We start from the raw sequence: 21,493 nt of genomic DNA on the forward strand, positions 1-21,493 counted from the left end.
CTCAGATGTCACAAGCAACAACTGTTAGTGGGCCTAAAGTCCAAACCCCATTTCAAGAGTTTTGGGGATATTTCTCTCAAAACTCAGGAGCCGTAGCTGGACTGTTCTTTATTATCCTGATGGTCATCGTGGCGCTGTTTGCCAACTTTTTAGCCCCGCATTCGCCCATTGAACAATACCGAGATGCGCTGTTGGTCCCCCCGGTTTGGGTTGAGGGTGGAAGTTGGACCTACATCTTAGGCACTGACGATATTGGTCGGGATATATTATCTCGTTTGATGCATGGCGCTCGATTGTCTTTGTTTATCGGTACTTTGGTGGTCACGCTGTCACTGGGTCTAGGTATTATTCTTGGTTTAGTGGCCGGTTATTTTCGCGGCACTATTGAAGTCGTCATCATGCGTGGTGTGGACATCATGCTGGCTATGCCGAGTCTATTGTTAGCGATTGCTATCGTCGCTATCCTCGGTCCAAGTCTTATGAATGCAGCAATGGCGATTGCGATCGTTTCATTACCACATTACGTACGCTTAGCTCGAGCTTCCACCATTTCGGAAGCTAATAAAGACTATGTGATTGCCTCACGAGTGGCAGGGGCTGGTTCGCTGCGCTTGATGTTTAAAACCATTTTACCTAATTGTTTGGCACCCTTGATAGTGCAGGCAACACTTGGTTTTTCTAACGCGATTTTGGATATGGCTGCATTAGGCTTTCTTGGATTAGGTGCTCAACCCCCGACACCGGAGTGGGGCAGTATGCTGGCTGATGCACTGCAATTCGTTCAACGTGCTTGGTGGGTGGTTACATTCCCCGGCCTGGTTATTTTGTTGACGGTTTTGGCCTTTAACCTGATGGGTGATGGTCTACGTGACGCACTTGATCCGAAACTAAAGCAGTAGGTTGAACACATGGAATTATTAGAAGTTAAAAACCTCTGCGTTGAGTTTGGCTCAGAGGAAAACCCGTTTCGAGCAGTTGACCAAGTAGGTTATACCGTATCGCGCGGTGAAGTCGTTGGTATTGTTGGTGAGTCAGGCTCAGGGAAAAGCGTAAGTTCGCTGTCTATCATGGGCTTAATTGATTATCCGGGGCGAGTGACCGCGGACTCAATGTTGTTTAATGGGCAAGACTTACAAAAACTAAGTGACAAAGAGCGCCGTAAAATCACAGGCGCTGACATTGCCATGATTTTCCAAGAACCTATGTCTAGTTTGAATCCTTGTTATACCGTCGAGTTTCAAATTTCCGAAGCTTTAAAAATTCACCAAGGTGGCACCCGTAAATGGCGGCGTGAACGAGTTATTGAACTTTTAGAACAAGTTGGAATCCCTGATCCCAAAAGTCGTTTAAGTAACTATCCTCATCAGCTATCTGGCGGTATGAGTCAGCGAGTCATGATTGCTATGGCGATCGCTTGTGAGCCGATTCTTCTGATTGCAGATGAGCCGACGACGGCCTTGGATGTAACCATCCAAGCGCAAATCATGGACTTACTCCTTGATCTGCAAAAGCAAAAGAACATGGGGCTGGTGCTCATTACTCATGATTTAGCCTTGGTCGCAGAAGCTGCTGATCGGGTGATTGTGATGTACGCCGGGCAAGTTGTTGAAAGTGGCCCCGCTGAGGAATTATTTTCTACGCCCAAGCACCCATATACGCAAGCCTTGTTACGTTCTTTACCTGAGTCATCAGTGGGCCAAGACCGACTTGATGCCTTACCTGGTGTTGTTCCTGGTGCCTTTGATCGACCAACAGGTTGTATGCTTAGCCCTCGTTGTGCTTATGCCACTGAGCGCTGTCATAACGAACAACCACATATTCAGGGCGATAAAATTCGTCAAGTTCGCTGTTTCACACCGCTAGACGCAAATGGGGAGCCGGTGCAATGAGTTCAAATTCTTCAGCTCCACTGTTAGAAGTCGAAGGACTAAAAAAACATTACGACGTTAAAGGCGGCCTCTTTAAACCAGACGCGACAGTCAAAGCGATGGATGGGGTTAGTTTTAAGTTAGAACGCGGTAAAACCTTAGCTGTAGTTGGCGAGTCAGGTTGTGGTAAGTCAACATTAGCCCGCGTTCTGACAATGATCGAGACACCAACTGACGGTGCTTTACGCTTTGACGGCGAAGACATTCTGAGCCTTGGTAAAGACGCCGCAAAGGTACTACGCCAAAAGATTCAGATTATCTTTCAAAACCCTTACGGTTCATTAAACCCGCGTAAAAAAGTGGGTTCGATATTGGAAGAACCTTTGATCATCAATACTGATATTTCTAAGGAAGATCGCAAGCAGAAGTCTTTAGCTATTTTGCAAAAAGTAGGCTTACGTCCGGAGCATTATGATCGTTATCCGCATATGTTCTCTGGAGGCCAACGACAACGAATCGCAATTGCCCGAAGTTTGATGTTGGATCCAAAAGTAGTCGTTGCAGATGAACCCGTATCAGCTTTGGATGTATCGGTGCAGGCTCAGGTATTGAACTTGATGATGGATCTTCAGCAAGACATGGGGCTAAGCTACGTATTCATTTCTCATGATTTGTCGGTTGTCGAGCATATTGCCGATGATGTAATGGTCATGTATTTAGGTAAAGCCGTTGAATATGGGCGCAGTGAGGATGTATTTTCTAATCCTCAGCATCCTTACACACAAGCCTTATTATCAAGTACACCACGCTTAAATCCGGAGCATAGACGTGAGAAAATAAAGCTTGAAGGAGAACTGCCGTCACCGCTTAACCCTCCTTCAGGTTGTGCTTTTCATGCGCGATGTCGATTTGCACGCGATCAGTGTCACAAAGAGCAGCCACAGTTACTAGATGCAAAATCTGGAAAAGTAGCGTGCTTTGCCGTAGAGCAGGCTTGGTCTTTTGACTAGACTTTGATCTTTGAATGAGGCTGCTAACAGCCTCATTTTTTTACCTGTACTCCGCAGCACCGCCTCTTCTTTTTTGTTTGCATCGATCACAGCTGAGCTAAAATTGAAAGTCAGTTAAAAAGATTGCAGTACCTCAGCCGACTTGTTTAGTCTTGTTAGTATTGATACAACAAATCACTCAGGATATAGCCACAGCCATATGAAATCATTCGCACGCCCATTATTTAGATTGCTTTGTTATTTTGCTCTCGCAAATCAAGCGCTAGCAAAAGACATAGTGGTGGGATTATCGAATCCTGATTTAGAAACTGACTTTGTGAAACAAATTGAGCGTAATGCCCTGTTCTTTAACAGTTTGGTATTCGACCCTCTATTTCGTGTTCTGGATGAGGAATTTACTCAACCGCTACTTGTCGAGTCGTGGCGTCAAGTGAAACCAGGCCTGCTGGAGTTGCGTCTAAAAGCGAATGTGAAGCATCATAGTGGCAACCCTTTTCAAGCCAAAGATGTCGTTTGGACATTTGAACAGCTGAGTAAACAAGGAGGCAGTCCGGTATTTTTGGGTATTGATAAAATTGAGGCAACTAGCGAACGCCACATCCGGGTTTGGACTCAACTCAACCCGCGAATAGCGTTTCGCCGGCTCGCTTTTCTTTATCCCGCCGATAGCGAACATGCTAAGTCATCTAAAGAAGATCGCACCGAGTTGCCCGTTTCCGGAACCGGGGCATTTCGTTTGGTCGAGCATCAAGCCAATGTAATGACCGTATTGGAGCGTAACCAAGACTACTGGAGGCCAACGACCGGTAACATTGATAAAGTGACCTTAATTCCAATACAAAGCGTTCAGGCGCGTTTTGGGGCCCTTTATACTGGTGATGTAGACCTCATCGACAACCTAGATGCGGAAAGTATGGTTAGTATCAAGCAAGAACCCAACATTAACCCACTGCCTATCGATAGCCATGTGGGTGTTGGCTTGCAACTCAATCACAATCACCCTTTGTTGAAGCAACTCGCGGTTAGGCAGGCGCTTAACCAAGCTATCGATCGAAAAGACCTAGTGGGCGGTTTATTCGGCGAGTTTGGACGAGAGGCCGACCAGATGAGTCTGCCACAAAGTCCGCGTTATAATACTGAACTTAAGGTTAGCTATAATCCGGAGGCTGCCCTTGAATTACTGGAAAATATTGAGGGCGATCGAGGGCAAAAGCTGATTATGTTGGCACCGAGAGATTTGTTCTTATTTGACTATGAGATCGCACAGCGTGTGTACAGAAGCTTTGAGCGGCTAAATCTAAATATTGAACTTCGATTCTTAACTGCTCAACAATACATTTATCAACGCCATATTTGTCAGGCGGATATCGTACTTACATCAATCACAGCAGACAATGTAAGTAGTTTGGAGGCAATGGCAAAGGAGTATAGCGAGTCGCGTGCCAATAGTGAGCTTGGTCAATGTCATTTCTATCCTGATATAGATATTGATCAGAGCCTACAAGATGGCTTAGAAGCAAATAATTTCGCTCAAGTAGTGACTAGTTTTCGTAGCATTGAGCGCAAACTTGCGGAGGACGTCGCGTTCATTCCAATTTTGTGGAATCGGCCCATCTGGGCCGTTCGAGGTCAGGTTGAACAACATGAAAACTTAGGGGGATTGCCGTTCCCTAATCTATCAAGTCTACAAATTTTAGATCCTGAGTAGACTAAGCAAGACGCGACAAAATTGATCGTTCGATACCACTGGCATCCAATCCCAATTTCTGATGAACTTGTTCTTGAGTTCCTTGAGCAATGAATTGATCAGGTAAGCCTAAGTTTAGAATAGGGCAAGCCAAACCTTGTTGTGCAATGTACTCAACCACAGCAGAGCCTGCGCCACCCATAATCGCATTATCTTCTATGGTTACTAATAAGTCGTGTTCGGCTGCAAGTTTGGTAATGGCATCGTGGTCAAGAGGTTTGATGAATCGCATATCAACCACACTAGCATTTAGTTTTTCGGCAGCCTTATTTGCTTCATCTAACAATGTTCCAAAGCTTAGTAAGGCAATGTTCTTACCTTGGCGTATTTGCCGCGACTTACCAATTTCTAGAGCTTGCATTTGACTCGAAATTTCAACATTGGTAGCCCCTCCACGAGGATAACGAACCGCTGCTGGACCAGTATGTAGATGGCCAGTGTATAGCATTTGTCGGCATTCGTTCTCGTCTGCTGGTGCCATGATCACCAAGTTAGGTATCGGTCTTAAAAAACTTAAATCGAAAGCACCTTGGTGGGTTGGCCCATCAGCTCCAACGATACCCGCGCGGTCAATAGCAAACAATACCGGAAGGTTTTGGATTGCAACGTCATGTATCAATTGATCGTAGGCGCGTTGCAAAAATGTCGAATAGATTGCAACTACAGGGTTATAACCCCCAATCGCAAGACCAGCGGCAAAGGTTACCGCGTGCTGCTCTGCAATTGCCACGTCAAAGTATTGTTTTGGGTACAGTTTAGAAAACCGAACCATACCTGAGCCTTCACGCATCGCAGGTGTTACTGCCATTAACTTGCTGTCTAGGTCAGCCATGTCACACAGCCAATCGCCAAAAATGCCTGAAAATGTAGGTGCGCTGCTTTGTTTTTTCGGTAGGTTATTCAACATGGGGTCGAACTTACTAACCGCATGATAGCCAATCGGATCCTTTTCGGCGGGCTCATAGCCTTTGCCTTTTTTGGTCATTACATGCAAAAACTGCGGACCTTTGAGTTCTCGCATGTTGCTTAGGGTTTGTACCAAGGCTTTGACGTCATGACCATCAATTGGACCAATGTAGTTGAAACCAAATTCTTCGAATAAGGTACCAGGTACAACCATACCCTTAAGGTGTTCTTCGGTGCGTTTTGCTAATTCTTTAATCGGTGGAAGGCCGCTTAGGACTTTCTTGCTTCCTTCACGCAAGTTGGAATAAAGAGAACCACTTAGGATATTCGCCAAGGAGTTATTCAGGGCTCCCACATTTTCTGAAATCGACATTTCATTGTCGTTCAGAATTACTAGCATATCGTTGTGGATATCACCGGCGTGATTGAGCGCTTCAAAGGCCATTCCCGCCGTCATTGCACCGTCGCCGATCACAGCAACTACTTTGCGACCGCTCTGTTCGCGATCTGCGGCAATCGATATCCCAAGGGCTGCACCTATTGAGGTACTTGAGTGTCCGACAGACAGGACGTCATATTCGCTTTCTTCGCGCCAAGGAAAAGGATGCAAGCCATCCATTTGACGTATGCTTTGCATTTTTTCGCGTCGACCGGTAAGTATTTTGTGCGGGTAAGCTTGATGACCTACATCCCAAATCAGTTGGTCAAATGGTGTGTTGTACACATAATGCAGCGCCACAGTTAGTTCAACTGCACCCAGCCCTGATGCTAAGTGTCCACTAGATTGGCTAACACAATTGAGCAAATATTGGCGTAATTCGTCGCAAAGTCCTTCAAGTTCTTTTGCTGGTAACTCGCGCACTTGGTGAGGGAAATCACACTGTGCCAGAGTTGGGTAATCCTTAATATCGAGAGTCATATATTCCGCTTATTGTTATCGGTCGTACTTAGTGAGTGCGGTTCACCACATAATCAGCTAAAGAGCGCAAATTTTCACAGTCATAGGGCAGCTCATCTAGAGCTTGCAGTGCTTTTTGGTGCAATTGCTGGGCTTTCAGTTTTGCATTTTCAAGACCTAACAACGCCGGATATGTGGCCTTGTTAGCGTCAGTATCGGATCCCTGAGGTTTGCCGAGAGTTTGCGTGTCACTGGTGATATCTAATATATCATCTTGAACTTGAAACGCTAAGCCAATGCTTTGTCCATATTGGTGTAAGGCTTTTCGATGCTCAATATTATCGATTCCTGCAGTAATAGCACCCATCTCTACAGCAGCACTGATCAGTGCCCCCGTCTTAGCGCTATGAATAGCTTGTAACTGTTCAATTGTAACGTGTTGGTCAGTGGCTTCAATGTCTAGAGCTTGGCCACCACACATGCCTCGATAGCCAGCGGCCTGACTTAGACATCGAATTAAGTCCAAATTTTTTGCAGCGGGCAGGTCAACGGTACAAAGCTGTTCAAAGGCAAAACTTTGCAGTGCATCGCCAGCTAAAATTGCGCTAGCTTCATCGAATGCGATGTGGCAAGTTGGTTGGCCGCGACGAAGATTATCGTCATCCATGGCTGGTAAATCATCATGGATTAAGGAATAAGCATGGATGGATTCAATGGCTGCGGCAACTGGATTCAATAACTTCGATTGGGTTTGAGTCAATGCTCCAACGCTATAAATTAGATGGGGGCGAATACGTTTCCCACCCAGTAAAAGTCCATGGCGCATAGCCGCCAACAATGACACTGAGTTGACCGCTATGGCGTCCAACTCAGATTCTAGATAGTGTTTTAGTTGACTCTGGCTTTGTTGCAAAGTCGCTAAAAAAACCTCGCTCACCGCATTGCATCCTCATGAAAGGGATCCAGCGGCGCTTGTGCGTCAGCTTGTTTTAAAATTTTAATCTGCTGCTGCGCTGATTCTAATTTTTGCTGACTGGCATTGGCTAAACCAATACCACGTTGATATTGTTTTAGAGATTGCTCTAATGGCAACTCTGAGTTCTCAAGTTCAGCCACGATGAGTTCTAATTCACTTAAGGCTTCTTCAAAGCTTAAGTTTTCAGGTTTTTTTATGGCCATCAAGGGCTCCATGCGACAACTTTGGCCGCCAACATAACCCAGTGCTGAAGGAGGGTCAAACACCAAGCTCAAGTTATCGAAATTTTCACCGATAATACTTAACAAGCGCTTATGTTTCACTTCGCTAGGCTATACGTATCTGCCAGAGGCGACTAAGATGTACTAAACATGGCTCTAACGCAAAGATTTTAGCTTTAACTTCAATGTGGTGCGTTTCTCGCTTAAACTGAAGCAACGTCATCAGATTTTCACCGATATAGGAACAAGCTAGTGGATTTAGCGACTCTGGTAGGAATAGTAGGAGCATTTGGCTTCGTCATCATGACCATGGTTTTGGCCGGCGGGATAGCCATCTTTATTGATGTTCCTTCGGTACTAATCGTTTTTTGTGGCTCCTTATTTGTGGTGTTGATGAAATTCAACCTAGGTCAATTTTTGGGCGCTGTAAAAATTGCCGGCAAAGCCTTTATGTTTAAAATTGACAAGCCTGATGATCTGATTCAAAGCTCAGTTGATATGGCCGATGCGGCTCGTAAAGGTGGGTTTTTGGCGCTTGAAGAAGCCGAAGTTAGTAATGCCTTCATGCAAAAAGGAATCGACATGTTAGTCGATGGCCACGATGCTGATGTGGTGCGTTCAACCCTTGAAAAAGACATCGTGTTGACCACCGAGCGTCACGAAATGGGGGCCAATATTTTTAAGAGTCTTGGCGATGTCGCTCCAGCGATGGGGATGATCGGTACTTTGATTGGCTTGGTTGCGATGCTGTCTAACATGGACGATCCAAAATCAATCGGTCCTGCAATGGCGGTAGCGTTGCTAACCACTCTCTATGGCGCAGTACTAGCCAACTTGTTCGCCATTCCCATTTCAGACAAATTGACCTTGCGAGCAGGCGAAGAACGCTTAAACCGACTACTTATTTTAGATGCCGTTTTGGGAATCCAAGATGGTCAAAACCCGCGAGTTATCGAAGCCATGTTGAAAAACTACCTTGCTGAAAGTAAACGCGCAATAGCGACAACCGAGGATTAAGGGCCGATATGGAAACTCCATGTAAATGTCCGCCACCCGGTCTACCCGCTTGGATGGGCACCTTTGCTGACCTGATGTCACTGCTCATGTGCTTTTTCGTTTTGTTGTTGGCGTTTTCAGAAATGGATGTCATGAAATTTAAACAAATTGCTGGGTCAATGGAGTTCGCGTTTGGGGTTCAAAATGTACTCGAAGTTAAGGATATCCCAAAAGGAACGTCGGTCATTGCGCAAGAGTTTCGCCCCGGCCGGCCTGAACCGACACCCATCGAAACCATCATGCAACAAACCATCGACTTAACTCAGGCTAAATTGGAGTTTCAAGATGGTAAAAAAGCTCGTGCTGGTGGGGAGGCCGACAACCAAGCTAAAGCTGCAGGTCAAACGCAACAACCACAACCCTCTCAATCATCTACACCCGCAACTCCAAGTGATGCGGCACAAGCAGCCCAGCAAGCCCAAGAGACCAAGCGTATTGCTACTCAATTGCGCGAACAAATTGAAGACGGCGCGATTGAAGTTGAGTCTCTAGGCCAGCAAATAATTATTCGGGTGCGCGAAAAAGGGGCGTTTCCATCAGGTTCTGCATTCTTGCAGCCTCGCTTTAGACCCGTAATCACACGCATAGGGGAGGTCATTAAAGATATTCCAGGCGTGGTTACAGTGACAGGGCATACGGACAACCAACAGGCACAATCAGAGCTGTATCGTTCGAATTGGGATTTGTCCAGTCAACGTGCGGTATCAGTCGCACATGAGCTGATCAAGGTGCAAGGTTTCAGTCAAGACAATTTGGTCGTACGGGGCGTTGCCGATACAGAACCGTTAGCCGATAACAAAACCTTAGAAAACCGCCGTAAAAACCGTCGAGTTGAAATTGGTATTATGCAAGGTAAGGCTAAGTTAAGCCCCGAAATTGGTTTGCCTAGTCAATAAATATGAAACGTAGTCAAGGCTTCGATTAATGGCCTTGATTACCTTTTATTCCCAAGTGCTTTATTTTCTCATCGCTACTGATCTATTCAGATGCAAATACCTAAAATCTGGTTAATCAAGGTCGGTAAACAGAGTGCAATGATCGCCATCTTCATTTTGCTAAAGTGAACTGTTTGGGAGATCTTGTCGCATAGTGTATAATCCGCGGCCGATTCTACCGGAGCACACAACCATGAAGTTTATCGTCAAACTCTTTCCTGAAATAACCATGAAGAGCAAGTCGGTGCGCAAACGCTTTAGCAAAATTTTGCAAAGTAATATTCGCAATGTACTACACCGCTATGACGAAGATATTCGAGTGCGCTTGGAATGGGACCGCATTGTCGTAACTAGCCGTAGTGAGGACCCCAAAGTTCGAAGCCAATTGGTAGACGCTCTCAAATCGACACCCGGTATCGTTCATTTTCTGGAAGTCAAAGAGCATGCCTTCGAAGATCTGCACCAAATCTACGAAATCACCCATCGTGCATGGGATGGCAAGCTCAGTGATAAAACTTTTTGTGTGCGCGTTAAACGAAGCGGTAAGCATGAATTTACCTCCACCGAGGTTGAACGTTACGTTGGTGGCGGCTTAAATCAATATACCGAAAATGCTGGTGTACGATTAAAAAATCCAGACATTACCATCAAGCTAGAAATTGATGGTGAGAAGCTATATTTGGTTGAAGAAGTACACCCAGGACTAGGCGGTTTTCCTATTGCTACACAAGAAAGTGTTCTTTCTTTAATTTCAGGTGGTTTTGACTCAGGTGTCTCTAGCTACCAGTTAATTAAGCGTGGTGCGAAAGTACATTACCTATTTTTCAACCTTGGAGGCCGAACCCACGAGGTTGGTGTTAAGCAAGTTGCGCATCACCTATGGCAGCGGTTTGGTTCATCACATCGCGTTAAATTTATCGCCATTGATTTTGATCCCGTAGTAACGGAGATCTTAGAAAAAGTAGATGATTCGCATATGGGCGTCGTGCTCAAGCGTATGTTCATGCGTGCTGGGGATGCGATTGCCCAGCAATACAAAATTCAAGCAATGGTAACCGGCGAAGCCGTTGGCCAAGTTTCCAGTCAAACTTTAGTCAATTTGGGACTCATCGATAAAGTTAGTGAAACCTTGATTTTGCGGCCCCTTATTGCAACCGATAAACAAGACATTATCGATTGTGCTAAGCAGATTGGTACCGGAGACTTTGCCGAAACTATGCCGGAATACTGTGGTGTAATTTCCAAGCGCCCGACAGTAAAAGCAAAAGAAGGTCGCGTGCTTGAAGAAGAAGCACACTTTGACTTTAGCGTACTTGATACCGTTATTGCAGAGCATCGCATGGTGGACATTCGCGATATTGAACGCGAAGCAGAACAAGAAGTACCAAGTATTGCTGTAGAAAGTGAACTTGATGACGATGCCATTATTGTCGATATTCGCTCTATTGAAGAGCAAGAGGCTAGTCCTTTAGCGATGGAAAGCCACCAAGTGGTGCATATTCCTTTCTTCCGCTTAGCGTCACAATTTAGCACCTTGGATCAAGAGAAAAAATACTTACTGTATTGTGACCGTGGTGTAATGAGCAGATTACAAGCACTTTACTTAGAAGATCAAGGCCATAGCAATGTAGGGGTCTATCGTAAACCGAGCTAAAGTCATTGGAACTTAAACAAAAAGGGTCAGCAAATGCTGACCCTTTTTGTTTAAAGAACTTGGTTTATTCACAAGGTGTTATTTTTATTATTAAAGTTTTTAACCGCGCTAAGAATACTACGAACACTAAACTGTCCGATAAATTTACCACCACGCACCACGGGTAATCGTCTGCGCTTGTCTCGAATAAGACGCTCTGCGATAGCCAGGATATCTTGCTCAGCGTCGACGACCTCAACATCTTTAGTCATGAATGACTCAACATTACCACCAATTTCTCCGTGATAACTGCCTTTAAGAATGGCTTGTAGACAATCGATTTCAGAAATAATCCCTACAACTTCCTGGGCTTCATTTAGTACGGTTGCACCGGAAACCTTGGCGGTGGTCATCATATCAATAGCGTCAAATAAGGTCGTGCTTGGTTTGACGACTACGGGGTTTTTGGTCATGTAATCAATTGCTTTTATCGATTTCAGAGGCATATGTCTTCCCTGCAATGCTGTGACAGATTTATTGCTATGTTAATTCAATTATAGCAAAAGGCGAGCACTCTATCTCGCTGGAGTGTGAGCCACGCCATAGTTTACATGCAATGCTCTCACTTCTTAGCTGTATTGATTTCGTCTACAAGTAAGCTGACAAGGCGGTCAGCTAGTTACCGGGAATTATTTCGGGATGTAAATGTTGGGAACTGGGAGCTCGATGCTAGCGACTGGAAGTGTTTATAGTGTAATTTGTATTTATCGTGCAGCGTAAAGGAATAGAAATGCGAATTCGCAGTTTAAGCGACGCCATGAATCCACAATCGGTGGCGGTTATCGGTGCTAGTAATCGTGAACGCAGCGCTGGAAGAGCGGTTATGCTCAATCTCTTACAGTCTAAGTTTAAAGGTCCTGTCATGCCGGTCAGCCGCAAACATAAAGCGGTACTTGGGGTTTTGGCTTATCCTTCAATCGAAAGCTTACCGATTTCGCCTGACCTCGCCATTCTATGTGTCGCTAACGGTCATCTTGAAACGTGTATTCAAGAGCTTATTAAACGTGAATGTAAGCTGGCGATCATTATTGCTGACGGTCAATTAATGACCAATGGTGTGATGGTTTCGCAGTCTATCCTTAGCCTTGCTCGTGCAAACCAAATGCGGATTCTGGGTCCAAATAGTTTAGGTTTAATCCTTCCGTATCTAGGACTCAATGCCAGTAGTGCCCACATCGCGGCCCATCCGGGGCATATAGCGTTTATTTCTCAATCTGCTGCGATTGCAACGACGGTATTGGATTGGGCGAATACCAAGCAAATAGGGTTCTCTAATTTTGTCTCGATTGGTGATGCCTTGGATACCGATGCCAGCGAACTGATGGATTTCTTGGGGCGAGATCCTCGAACTCAAGCGGTGATGATCTATATTGATTCGGTGCAAGATCCCCAACGCTTTATGTCTGCTGCGCGAGCCATCTCTAGAATTAAACCGGTGCTGGTGGTTAAATCTGGTCGAAGTTTAGCTGGGGCGAAAGCCGCGGTATTACATACCGGAGGGCGCAGTGGTTATGATGGCGTATTTGATGCCGCAATCAGGCGCTCGGGTATGCTTAGAGTTGGTGACCTACATGAGCTATTTGCAGCCGTTGAGACGCTAGCACATAGTCAACGTTTGCGAGGAGAACGATTAGCAATTATGAGCAATGGCGGCGGGCCAGCTGTTCTGGCTCTAGACGCCTTAATTGAGCGCGGTGGTAAACTGGCGCAACTGGGGGCTGAAACCATCGCTAAACTGAACCAATGTCTACCGCAAAATTGGTCGGGTACAAATCCTATCGATATGCTTGGTGATGCCGACCCTGAGCGTTATCGAAATGTTTTGGAGATTCTGCTACAAAGTGATGAGCTCGATGCAGTATTGATTATGTATTCGCCATCGGCACTAAGTATGAGCCATGAAACAGCGCAAGCCGTTATCGATTGCTGTAGAACACGCAAGGGACGCGCTGCCAAAATAAATATACTAAGTAACTGGATGGGCGAAGAAACCGTAGCTAGTTCGCGTAAAGCGTTTGCTCAGGCTCGGTTACCAACCTATAGAACCCCTGAAGGTGCAACTGGCGCTTTCATGCATATGGTTGAGTATCGACGTAATCAGAAATTCCTAACTGAAACACCTCAATCCATTTCGTCGACGCAAGACCTGCAAAGTACGCTCGATAAGCTGGACGCCTGGAGTGCTCAGCAGCAATTTATTCTCGAAACGCATCAAGTCGCCCCGATTTTGAATGACTACAAAATAGAAGTCGTTGAAACTAAGGCTTGTGCGACTATTGAACAAGCCATAGAAGCTGCGCAGTGGATGGGCTATCCAGTGGCGTTGAAAATTCAAAGCCAAGACTTTTGGCATAAATCAGATGTACACGGTGTCAGCCTCAATTTAAATTCAGCTGAAGACATGCACCGTGCTGACCAAGCTATGCGCGACCGGGTTGCTCAAAGCTCGCCTGATGCCAAAATTGAAGGATTAATTGTGCAACGTATGGCGCTTAGTGCAGGAGCCCAAGAACTACGTATCGCCGTTATTGATGATGATGTTTTTGGACCGGTGATTGCGTTAGGTGAGGGCAGCGACTGGGATCTTAGCCGAGATGCAGCCTTTGCTCTCCCTCCCTTAAATATGGCCTTGTCTCGTTATTTAGTCATTCAGGCGCTAAAAACTCAAAAAATCCGTGATCGACAGTTGCTGCAAGGCTTAGACATGGATGCGCTGTGTCGTTTGTTAACGCGAATTTCGAAGCTGGTGGTTGATTGCCCTCAGATATTGGCGTTAGATCTTAATCCTGTGGTCGCAATGGGAAAGCAGATGTTAGTGCTCGACGCCAATGTGCGTCTGAGAGCCAGTACTAGTACACCAGCTCGATTAGCTATTCAGCCCTACCCTAAACAGTACGAGCAGCAGTGTGAGACTCGTGATGGTAAGCCGATACTGTTGCGGCCAATTTTGCCTGAAGATGAACCGCTGTTGCAGCGTTTTGATGCCCAGTTAAGTGATGATGACCGCTATAAACGTTATTTTGGTGCTCGCGAGGCGCTGAATCACGAAGACTTAGCGGTTTTAACTCAGATTGATTACAGCCGCGAGATGGCTTTTGTGGCAACGCGAGTCATGGATTCTGGCGAAATAGAGATTTTGGCGGTGGCTCGAGGGAGTATTGACCCTGACAACATTGAAAGTGAGTTTGCGATGGCTGTTCGCAGCGACTTACAAGGTTTAGGTCTAGGTAAAATCATGCTAGTTAAACTGATTGATTATTATCGAGAACAAGGTACTCAGCAATTAGCGGGCATGACCATGATGGAAAATCGTGCCATGGCCGGACTTGCACGTAAGCTGGGCTTTGCAGTTAGCATGGATATGGAAGAAGGCGTAATCCAAATGCATATGCAATTGCAAGTTTAGAAATACTCGTGTTTATCCAGATAACTTTGGCGAATATGTTCAATCAGTAACTTTATTTTTTTCGGTTGTTGTCTGGTAAAAGGGTAGACCGCATAAATACCTAGTGTTTTAGCGCTGTAGGATTTTAGTATTTGGATTAATCTCCCAGCTTGTAAGTCTTCATAAACCAAGCAGCGAGGCACGTAGATTAAGCCATAGTTTTGTAATGCCGCGTCGCGAAGAGCGCGGGCATTGTTACTGCGAAATTGACCGTTGATACGTTCAACGATGACACCGTCGTCGCCGTGAAATAACCAGTCTCTAGCACCACTTTCTTGAAAGCTATAGAGCAAGCATTGATGCTGATGTAGGTGTGAAGGAAGTTCCGGTACGCCTGAGCGATGCAAATACTTGGGGCTTGCGCACACCACCCAACTTGAATCAATAATGTGACGTGCAATTAAATTGGAGCTTTCGAGGCTGGCAGTACGAATAGCTAGGTCGTATTCGTCACCAATGAGGTCAACTAAATGGTTTTCAAGAGTTAAGTCTATTTCAAGCTGAGGATGCAGTTGGCAAAAAGCGGCAATGCTTTGTGCAAGCAACAGTTCCCCGGAAATCGTTGGCACTGAAATTCTAATTTTCCCTTGTAGTTTGTCCCCTAAACCGGTGATTTCAGCTACAGCTTCTTGGCTCATGTTTGCAATAGTTTTAGCGCGTTGATAAAGGGTTTTTCCCGCATCACTTAGTCGCAGCTGTCGGGTACTACGAAACAGCAATTGAACACCGAGCTCTTGTTCCAACTTTGCTAAGCGTTTACTAACCACCGAGTTGGAAATACCGAGTACGCTGGCGGCAGCACTAAAACTTTGCTGATCAACCACCAAAGCAAACAATATGAGATCATCACTACGGATCATAAGACCAACCTATAAATTGAGGCTCTACATTATTACCCAACTTTAGGAAATAATGAATTTCTTTATATCTATATATTCAAGAATCAAGTGTATGTAAAGTAATTGTGAAACAAACAAAAGGAGAAGTTTGTGTCTGCTATCCCAATTCGCCTCTACCCCGAGCAACCAAAGCAAGTTTATTTATACGCCAGTTGTTTGGTCGATATGTTTGATCCGAATGCTGGGATCGCAGCTCTACAAATTTTGGAAGCACAAGGTATAGAAGTGCTATGGCTTGAGCAACAAAGCTGTTGTGGGCAACCGGCCTATACCAGTGGCTATACTGACAGTGCTATGAAAGTTGCCAAGCAGCAATTTGAGCTTTTTGATACTGACATTCCAGTGGTGGTACTTTCCGGTTCCTGTGCTGGCATGTTACGTAAGCACTATCCTTCTTTATTGGAAAAAGAATGTGATTCGGATGCTTTAGCCAAATTCTCAAATCAAGTATTTGAGTGGGGAGAGTTTCTGCTTAATATTTGCCAGATCAAATTGCTGGATAAAGGTGAAACAACCAAAGCAGTGGTCCACAATAGCTGTAGTGCAAGACGTGAAATGGGAATAGCAGAAACAACTATGCGACTGCTGAAGCAAATGGATAAAGTTGAGCTTGTTGAACCGAAGTATGCCAGTGAGTGTTGTGGTTTTGGAGGCAGCTTTGCGAAACGTCACCAAGATATTTCGCTGGCTATGGTTGCCGATAAAGCCAAACATTTACTTGAAACCCAAGCTTCGTTTTTACTCAGTGCCGACTGGGGTTGCTTACTCAATATCAATAGCTACCTCGAGCAGCAACAAAGTGGCATGCGCGGTCAACATATCGCCACCTTTATATGGCAACGCTGCTATGGAGGGGAGCTCTAATGTCGCAACACATTCATCCTCAACATTTTAAGCAGCAATCCAAAGTAGCACTTGCGGATCCACAGCTTAGAAGCAGTTTTCGCAATGCTATGGATTATTTACAAGACAAACGAGCTCAAAGTTTTAGTGAGCCGGGTTCATTCGAACAACTGCAACTGCGTGGCGAGGCGATTCGAAAGCGCTGTCTAAATCAACTGCCTGAACTCTTAGAGCAATTGGAGTCCTCGTGTACAAACAATGGCATTGTGGTTCATTGGGCTGAAGATGCGCAGCAAGCCCGTGAAATTGTCAGCGGTATATTGGCTGAAGAAAATGCCAAAACGGTAGTTAAAGGCAAGTCGATGCTCAGCGAAGAGATTGCCTTAAATGAGCATCTGGCTGCCTTGAATATCGAGTGCCTCGAAAGCGACATGGGTGAGTACATTGTGCAGCTGGCCAATGAAGCGCCCTCGCATATCATCATGCCAGCGATTCACAAACGTAAGCAAGAAGTTGCAGAGCTTTTTGCGAAGCATATAGATGGTTTCGAATATACTGAAGATGTCGATAGCCTGATTAAGGCGGCTCGAGAGGTATTGCGCTATAAGTTTGAACATGCCGATGCAGGCATCACCGGAGTTAATTTTGCGGTAGCACAAACCGGAACCCTTTGTTTAGTTGAAAACGAAGGAAATGGGCGGATGACGAGCACTGTACCCAAGGTTCATATTGCGCTTATGGGAATAGAGAAAGTCGTTGAAAGCCTAAACGATATCCCACCATTACTTTCCTTGTTGACCCGCAGCGCAACCGGGCAAGCAATCACCACTTACTTCAATATGATCAGTTCCCCACGCCAAAGTGAGGATAACGATGGTCCAAACGCAGTGCACTTGGTCCTCGTTGATAACGGGCGTTCGCAGGCTTATAGCGATGAGCGTTACCGCGCTAGTTTACAGTGCATCCGCTGTGGCGCGTGTATGAACCACTGCCCAGTATATGCGCGCGTTGGAGGACACAGTTATGCAAGTGTTTATCCAGGCCCCATAGGTAAAATTATTAGCCCGCATTTATTAGGACTAGAGGCAACCGGAGATTTGGTCACCGCGTCAAGCTTGTGCGGTGCTTGTGAGTCGGTTTGTCCGGTGAATATACCGATACCGGCGCTGCTTCGCGAACTGCGCAGCGATGCCAAATTGCCAAGTGCTTCAGAGCAAGCGCTTAAAGGTCAAGCTAGCCATCGATCCTGGCTTGAAGAAAGTGTATGGGTCATTTTCCGCATAATTATGACCAAGCCAGTTCTATATCGAGGACTGTCATTCTTTGTCGTTCGATTCTCGTTTTTGATGCCGCGCCTACCCGCTATTTGGGGACCACAGCGTAGTAATCCGAAACCTAGTACCAAGACCTTGCACCAATTGATGCGGGAGCGAAAGAAAAACTCATGAGTAGCAAAGCCAATATTCTAGGCCGATTAAAATCAGCCACCATCGAGAGTTCGAAGAACTCAGAACTTACACCAAATCTTACCTCAGAGTTAAGTGCGTGCTCGAGTACTTTTGGACTGGAGCAGTTTCAACAACAGTTGGAGCTCTCCCATGCCGAAGTTATAAATCTTGATAACCCAAATCAAATCGAAGCGAAGTTGAAGTCCCTGATAAAAGACAATGCATGGAAACACGGCGTTTGGTCGTCTTCGACAAACCCAAGCCGTTTTCTAGATGTGGAGCGCCAGTTATCAAAATCTGAGATTTTACGTCAAGTGGATGGCAGTGAGTCTAAAGCCGATTACTTCCACCATTTTGATTTTGGCTTAAGTTTTAGTGAGGCCGCAATCGCAGAAACAGGCACAATAGTGCTGCACCCTGGGACTAACGAAAGTCGAAGTCTTAGCCTGATCCCTCCGGTGCATGTTGTAATTGTCTGCCTTAAGCAATTGCACCATAACTTCGAGCAATTTATGCTCGATTTCGAGCAACAAGGTCAAGGCCGGCCGATGCCGAGTAACCTGATATTAGTCTCTGGCCCGTCAAAGACGGCGGATATTCAGCAAACGCTTGCTTATGGCGCTCATGGACCACAACGTCTTATAGTTATTACCATTGCAGCACTAGAGGATTAGAAATGACTGCATCTGCTGTTACATCTTCGCCATACCAAGCCTTAAAAGTTCATCTACTGCAAAAACTGGACCTTAATCAGGTGATTGACGACCCCAACTTGTGCTTGGCTTTTGGGGGGGATGCCAGTTTTTATCGCCTTGTCCCACAGTTGGTGCTGCGTTTAAATAATATATCTGAAGTACAGTGGGCAATTCAAAGTTGCCAACTTTTCGAGCTCGCCTGCACATTTCGCGCCGCCGGTACCAGTCTCAGTGGCCAGGCTCTTTCTGATTCGGTTTTACTAACCTTGAGCGATGCTTGGAATGGTCATGAAATCATTGATCAGGGTGAAAAAATAGTGTTGCAACCGGGTGTGATAGGCAGCGATGCCAATCGTTTTCTAAAACCTTATGGCAAAAAGATAGGACCAGATCCAGCTTCGATCAATGCCTGCAAGATGGGGGGCATTGCGGCAAATAATGCCAGCGGAATGTGTTGTGGAACTGCTCATAACACCTATCACACTCTAGATAGCATGAAAATCGTCTTACATGACGGCAGCTTGCTTGATACCAAAGATTCTTATAGTCGTCAGAGTTTTCGTCAAAGTCATGGGCATTTTTTGGACCAGCTTGAAACACTGGCACGATCAACTCAAGCCAATACCGAATTGACACAAAAAATCCGACATAAGTATCGGCTTAAAAATACCACTGGCTATAGTCTTAATGCCCTGGTCGATTTTAGCGACGGATTCGATATTTTACAGCATTTGATGGTCGGTTCTGAAGGTACCTTAGGCTTCATTGCAGAGCTATGTTATCGCACCGTCGATGAGCCCAAATATAAAGCCAGCGCCTTGTTGGTTTATCCGTCAATCGAGCGAGCTTGTGAGGTTGTTGCACAACTATCAAAGCAAGATGTAAATGCCGTTGAACTAATGGATGGTCGCTCCCTACGAAGTGTCGCCGACAAAGCGGGTATGCCAAGCTTTATTAAGGAACTCGACATTGAAGCCAGCGCCTTACTGGTAGAACTTAGTGCCGATAGCGCCGATTTGGTAGAGCAAAAATCTTTAGCGGTGTTGGCTGCGATAGATATTAATGACTGTATAAATGAGGCAAGCTTCAGCCTTGACAGTGACTACTGTGCTCAATTGTGGGCAATTCGCAAAGGCCTGTTCCCTGCAGTTGGAGCGGTGCGTGATGTTGGAACAACCGTCATTATCGAAGACGTAGCCTTTGCAGTTGATGATTTGGCTAACGGGGTTCGAGACCTACAACAACTGTTCGATAGCTACCAGTATAGTGAAGCAATCATTTTTGGACACGCTTTAGCTGGTAATGTCCATTTTGTGTTTACTCAAGGCTTTGATGATGCCGAGCAAGTACAGCGTTATCAGAACTTTATGCACGATATTGCCCAGTTAGTTGCGGTTAAATACCAAGGTTCGTTGAAAGCTGAGCATGGGACTGGCCGCAATATGGCGCCTTACGTAGAACTCGAATGGGGTAGCGATGCCTATCAGCTTATGCAGCAAATCAAAGTCTTATTTGACCCTAAAAATTTGCTTAATCCGGGGGTAATAATTAATAGTGATCCTTTGGCTCACGTGCAGAATCTTAAACCTATGCCCAAAGCTGATCCCTTAGTTGACCGCTGTATTGAATGTGGGTTTTGCGAAGCCGTTTGCCCATCACGTCGCCTTAGCTATACCCCAAGACAACGTATAGTTATGTACCGCCATCTACAACAATTACGCCGTGAAAACGGGGACCTTAGTCAAATTAAGCAATTGGAGAGCAGTTTTAAGTACCATGCTATCGATACCTGCGCCGCTACTGGGCTTTGCGAAGACCGCTGCCCAGTAGGCATCAATACCGGCGACTTAGTTAAGCAGCTGCGCCAAGACCACAGCAAAACCAGTCATGTGATCGCCAAGTGGACGGCGGATCACTTTCAAGGCACTGCCCAAAGCATGCGAGTTGGCTTATCGATAAACCATATTGCCCAGCGTTATCTCGGAGAAAAACCCTTAAAGACCCTTAATACGGTCGTGCAAAAGCTGAGCCGTGAACGAGCTCCGCAATGGTTTGCTCAAATCCCTAGGGGTTCAAACTTTAAAGCTCCAACTCGTCAACATCATCAACGTAAAGTGGTTTACTTTGCATCGTGTGCTAGTCGGAATATGGGACCGCAGTTAAACTCGAGGGATGAACGCGGACTTGGGGATGTGATTGTAAATATACTTACCAAAGCTGGTTTTGAGATTATTTGTCCAGAGCAACTCGGATCACAATGCTGCGGTATGCCTTACAACAGTAAAGGTCTGGTGAGTGAAGCAAAGCAAAAAGCTGCACAATTAAATGCGGCTTTGGTTCGCGCCAGCGAAAACGGACGATGGCCTATTCTAAGCGATACGAGTCCATGCACAAAACAAGCGCTAGAATTTGATCTCGCTAATCTAGAAATATTGGAGCCAATAAGTTTCGCCCAAAAATATTTGCTTGAACATTTAGAGTTAGATCCCATCGATGAGCCAGTAATGCTACATGTTACCTGCACATCAAAGCGCCTTGGGTTGAGCGAAGCAATGTTAGATCTAGCCAAACAATGCGCGAGTAAGGTTGTGGTGCCAGAAGGCATAGACTGTTGTGGGTTTGCTGGTGATAAAGGCTTCTTACAAGCAGAGCTGAACGAGAGCGCATTACAGGACTTAAAATCACAGGTTCCTAGTTCCTGTTCACGCGGTTATAGCAATAGTCGAACCTGTGAAATTGGATTAAGTCGACATAGCGGCATTGAGTATCATAGTTTAATGTATTTACTTGATGAGATTAGTAAACCTAGAAACGCAGTGTGAGGGATAAGTACGCTGCTAAGAAGCTATGATG

17 protein-coding genes are annotated in these 21,493 nt (G+C 45.6%); 12 read left to right on the forward strand and 5 right to left on the reverse strand.

Annotated elements, in window-relative coordinates; translation table 11 throughout:
• Positions 1-5: 5 nt before the first annotated feature.
• From dppC to DBZ36_RS09230, 4 genes are all read left to right on the forward strand, one after another.
• Positions 6-899 carry a dipeptide ABC transporter permease DppC gene (dppC, locus tag DBZ36_RS09215; RefSeq protein ID WP_120354655.1) on the forward strand — a complete coding sequence of 298 codons (894 nt, stop codon included), beginning with the start codon at positions 6-8 and terminating at the stop codon, positions 897-899.
• A 9-nt stretch (positions 900-908) separates the two neighbouring features.
• Positions 909-1,889, forward strand: a complete 981-nt coding sequence (gene dppD, locus DBZ36_RS09220; protein WP_120354656.1) for a dipeptide ABC transporter ATP-binding protein — start codon at positions 909-911, stop codon at positions 1,887-1,889.
• A complete protein-coding gene (locus tag DBZ36_RS09225) occupies positions 1,886-2,878 on the forward strand; it encodes a peptide ABC transporter ATP-binding protein (protein WP_120354657.1) in 993 nt (330 codons plus the stop codon). The genes dppD and DBZ36_RS09225 overlap by 4 nt, the downstream gene beginning before the upstream one ends.
• Before the next feature lie 199 nt (positions 2,879-3,077).
• Positions 3,078-4,586 carry an ABC transporter substrate-binding protein gene (locus DBZ36_RS09230; RefSeq protein WP_120354658.1) on the forward strand — a complete coding sequence of 503 codons (1,509 nt, stop codon included), beginning with the start codon at positions 3,078-3,080 and terminating at the stop codon, positions 4,584-4,586.
• A gap of 1 nt (position 4,587) precedes the next feature.
• On the opposite strand, the gene dxs is transcribed toward DBZ36_RS09230, so the two are convergent.
• The 3 genes from dxs to DBZ36_RS09245 are packed head-to-tail and all read right to left on the reverse strand — an operon-like array spanning position 4,588 to position 7,608.
• Complete coding sequence (gene dxs / locus DBZ36_RS09235; RefSeq protein WP_120354659.1) at positions 4,588-6,450, reverse strand: 1-deoxy-D-xylulose-5-phosphate synthase; 1,863 nt, start codon at positions 6,448-6,450, stop codon at positions 4,588-4,590.
• Positions 6,451-6,478: 28 nt separating this feature from the next.
• Positions 6,479-7,366 carry a (2E,6E)-farnesyl diphosphate synthase gene (gene ispA / locus DBZ36_RS09240; RefSeq protein WP_120354660.1) on the reverse strand — a complete coding sequence of 296 codons (888 nt, stop codon included), beginning with the start codon at positions 7,364-7,366 and terminating at the stop codon, positions 6,479-6,481.
• Positions 7,363-7,608, reverse strand: coding sequence for an exodeoxyribonuclease VII small subunit (locus DBZ36_RS09245; protein ID WP_120354969.1), 246 nt, complete (start codon positions 7,606-7,608; stop codon positions 7,363-7,365). Before DBZ36_RS09245 ends, ispA begins: the two co-directional genes overlap by 4 nt.
• Positions 7,609-7,878: 270 nt before the next feature.
• Here DBZ36_RS09245 and pomA point away from each other — a divergent pair, with 270 nt between their 5' ends.
• The 3 genes from pomA to thiI all read left to right on the forward strand — a co-directional run bounded on the left by pomA (position 7,879) and on the right by thiI (position 11,271).
• A complete protein-coding gene (pomA, locus tag DBZ36_RS09250; RefSeq protein ID WP_120354661.1) occupies positions 7,879-8,643 on the forward strand; it encodes a flagellar motor protein PomA in 765 nt (254 codons plus the stop codon).
• Positions 8,644-8,651: 8 nt separating this feature from the next.
• Positions 8,652-9,578, forward strand: a complete 927-nt coding sequence (locus DBZ36_RS09255) for a flagellar motor protein MotB (protein WP_120354662.1) — start codon at positions 8,652-8,654, stop codon at positions 9,576-9,578.
• Positions 9,579-9,810: 232 nt separating this feature from the next.
• On the forward strand, positions 9,811-11,271 hold the full coding sequence (gene thiI / locus DBZ36_RS09260; RefSeq protein ID WP_120354663.1) for a tRNA uracil 4-sulfurtransferase ThiI: 1,461 nt from the start codon (positions 9,811-9,813) through the stop codon (positions 11,269-11,271).
• A 68-nt stretch (positions 11,272-11,339) separates the two neighbouring features.
• Here thiI and DBZ36_RS09265 read toward each other — a convergent pair whose 3' ends face one another.
• Positions 11,340-11,756: a CBS domain-containing protein gene (locus DBZ36_RS09265; RefSeq protein ID WP_120354664.1), complete on the reverse strand. Its 417-nt coding sequence runs from the start codon at positions 11,754-11,756 to the stop codon at positions 11,340-11,342.
• Positions 11,757-12,040: 284 nt separating this feature from the next.
• Here DBZ36_RS09265 and DBZ36_RS09270 point away from each other — a divergent pair, with 284 nt between their 5' ends.
• Positions 12,041-14,716 carry a bifunctional acetate--CoA ligase family protein/GNAT family N-acetyltransferase gene (locus tag DBZ36_RS09270; protein ID WP_120354665.1) on the forward strand — a complete coding sequence of 892 codons (2,676 nt, stop codon included), beginning with the start codon at positions 12,041-12,043 and terminating at the stop codon, positions 14,714-14,716.
• On the opposite strand, the gene DBZ36_RS09275 is transcribed toward DBZ36_RS09270, so the two are convergent.
• Positions 14,713-15,615 carry a LysR family transcriptional regulator gene (locus DBZ36_RS09275; protein ID WP_120354666.1) on the reverse strand — a complete coding sequence of 301 codons (903 nt, stop codon included), beginning with the start codon at positions 15,613-15,615 and terminating at the stop codon, positions 14,713-14,715. The genes DBZ36_RS09270 and DBZ36_RS09275 overlap by 4 nt on opposite strands.
• 129 nt (positions 15,616-15,744) lie before the next feature.
• Here DBZ36_RS09275 and DBZ36_RS09280 point away from each other — a divergent pair, with 129 nt between their 5' ends.
• Genes DBZ36_RS09280 through DBZ36_RS09295 form a run of 4 tightly spaced genes read left to right on the forward strand, consistent with a single transcriptional unit; the run spans position 15,745 to position 21,462 of the window.
• Positions 15,745-16,518: a (Fe-S)-binding protein gene (locus DBZ36_RS09280; RefSeq protein ID WP_233558115.1), complete on the forward strand. Its 774-nt coding sequence runs from the start codon at positions 15,745-15,747 to the stop codon at positions 16,516-16,518.
• On the forward strand, positions 16,518-17,945 hold the full coding sequence (locus tag DBZ36_RS09285; RefSeq protein ID WP_120354667.1) for a LutB/LldF family L-lactate oxidation iron-sulfur protein: 1,428 nt from the start codon (positions 16,518-16,520) through the stop codon (positions 17,943-17,945). Before DBZ36_RS09280 ends, DBZ36_RS09285 begins: the two co-directional genes overlap by 1 nt.
• Positions 17,942-18,619: a LutC/YkgG family protein gene (locus DBZ36_RS09290; protein ID WP_120354668.1), complete on the forward strand. Its 678-nt coding sequence runs from the start codon at positions 17,942-17,944 to the stop codon at positions 18,617-18,619. Before DBZ36_RS09285 ends, DBZ36_RS09290 begins: the two co-directional genes overlap by 4 nt.
• Before the next feature lie 2 nt (positions 18,620-18,621).
• On the forward strand, positions 18,622-21,462 hold the full coding sequence (locus DBZ36_RS09295; protein WP_120354669.1) for an FAD-binding and (Fe-S)-binding domain-containing protein: 2,841 nt from the start codon (positions 18,622-18,624) through the stop codon (positions 21,460-21,462).
• The last annotated feature ends 31 nt before the right edge of the window (positions 21,463-21,493 follow it).

The sequence above is a fragment of the Alginatibacterium sediminis genome (assembly GCF_003610775.1).
Classification (GTDB): Bacteria; Pseudomonadota; Gammaproteobacteria; order Enterobacterales; family Celerinatantimonadaceae; genus Alginatibacterium; species Alginatibacterium sediminis.